Source organism: Paraburkholderia sp. NMBU_R16 (assembly GCF_013282575.1).
Lineage (GTDB): Bacteria > Pseudomonadota > Gammaproteobacteria > Burkholderiales > Burkholderiaceae > Trinickia.
Genome location: NZ_JAAAYE010000171.1, coordinates 1 through 1,819 on the forward strand (window position 1 = coordinate 1; position 1,819 = coordinate 1,819).

The 1,819-nt window shown below is 55.5% G+C and carries 2 protein-coding genes; both read right to left on the bottom strand.

Features of this window, described 5'->3' with window-relative positions; genetic code table 11:
* Window positions 1–156 precede the first annotated feature (156 nt).
* Complete coding sequence (locus tag GWC77_RS27530) at window positions 157–1,209, bottom strand: hypothetical protein (RefSeq protein WP_173262591.1); 1,053 nt, start codon at window positions 1,207–1,209, stop codon at window positions 157–159.
* A gap of 401 nt (window positions 1,210–1,610) precedes the next feature.
* Window positions 1,611–1,819: hypothetical protein (locus tag GWC77_RS29245; protein WP_217283441.1), on the bottom strand; the 209-nt coding region annotated here is incomplete at its 5' end.

Below are 1,819 nucleotides of genomic sequence, written 5' to 3' on the forward strand. Positions count from 1 at the left end.
CGCACCATTGGGCTGTCGGTCATCGCGGCGTTGCCGTTCGCTTTTATACCGTATCGCCAACCAGTAGCCCCGTTTCTCCGCGAACGCCGGCCCCCACACGGGACTGAAGTGCTGCTGAACAAAGCCATCGCGATGTACGCGCTTACGCTCACGTTTTCACTGTTCGGCGAAAGGACCGGAGGACAGCTGTCCGTCGCCGCGTTGTTTCGCGTTCTCGTCCAGGTTCGCTTTCATCTCTTCGATAAGCAGCTGTCTCATCGCAACCAATTGAGCATCGCTCATCCGAGTTAGCTCCGGTAAGGACTCATGATTCAATATCTGTTCTGCTGCGAGATGCAGGTCCTTTTCGGAGACCCATTCGGGGTCAATTCCGCGGCGGTCCATTTCAGCGGTGTAGTGCCTCAGAGGATCTTTGAATGCGTTGATCGTTTGTGCGTCGTTCGCATGTGCGGCTATTGTCGACGTAACGTTTCGCACCTGATATTCGACGCCATTATGATCGTCGCGGAAATGATTTTTACCATGCTCTGCTGAAATTTTCACATCGGAAGATCTAATTATGTTGCGCTCATCAGCATTATCAGAGGATGGAATTTTATTGTCGCGTATCGGGCGATTGTTGAATATGCCTCCAGAAGCGTCAGGATAAAATCGTATCGCATGCCCCATTTCGTGGGCCAAACCCTCCGCAGGTGACATAGCCCCGCCCGCAGTCGTCGCCGTGCCGACAGTTGAGTCCCAGCGAAGTACCAACCCGCGGTCGTCAGGGTTGGAGAAATATCCTATACCGTCGTTCCTTTCGTCGGTTAAAACATAAACTGGTAATTCGTGATTTTCCACAGTTGCAAGTAGTTCCCGACCCGCCGGCCCTGAAGCAAGGTATTTGCGTGCAGCCTCGTAGTCGTGTTGCATGTTGATTGGCACATGAAAAGATTCTCCGTATTTGGCGAATTCCCCGTGTTTCGTCAACGTAATCGTCGGCTCGGGAAGTGAGTTGGGGTCAAGATATTTGTGTAGTAATTCGGGTGACTTTAGCGGTTTGTCCAAATCCGGTTCCCGAATACGAAGCCTTTGGGGAACGGATGGGTCATAGACCTCAACCTTTCCCCAGTGCGGATTCCAATGCGGGGTACCCGGAATCTCGGGTTTGACAAGCAAGGCCTCGGTTTCTGCCACCCATGGCTCGGCGACAGCTGGTTTTGTCGCCATCGATGCTGGAACGCCTCCACCTTCAGGTGTGCGTGCGCGTGCGGGCGACGCAGGGCGGCTTGGTGCTTTGGGCGGCAAAACCGCCGCCCCCACTCTGCTGTTCGCCGGAGCGTGACCGCTAGGGCGAGGCGAGGATGTGAGATGAGCTTCATGTCCTTGCAACGGGGGCGGCGAGTTCGTCCTCGTGCGCTCGACGGAAGGTCGCTTTTGGGGCGCTTCGACGTCCGGTCCCGGGCCGGACGATACGGAGGGAAGCTTGCCTAACAGACCAGCCAATGTCATTTCTTGTGCCTCACGGAGGGCGCATCACTGACATGTATGCTTTTCCGAGTGAAGGCGAGCCAATGTCGCACCAGCGAAGTCCAGATCCAAAACGCGAATGGAGGCTTGGCCGGGATTCGTTAAAAATCCGCCGCATCTCGGCCTAAGCCGCTGATTTGAATGCGAAATCGATCGTTGGATCGAGCGGTGGGACAGAGCGCAGGGCTCTGTCGCATTAACGAGGACGAGTAGAATCGGTGCGAATTGAAACGCAGGACATCGATGATGGCAAAGACGAAGAAAGCTCGCTCAACGTTGCCCACCGGCGCGGGCAGCGTGCTGAAGCGGC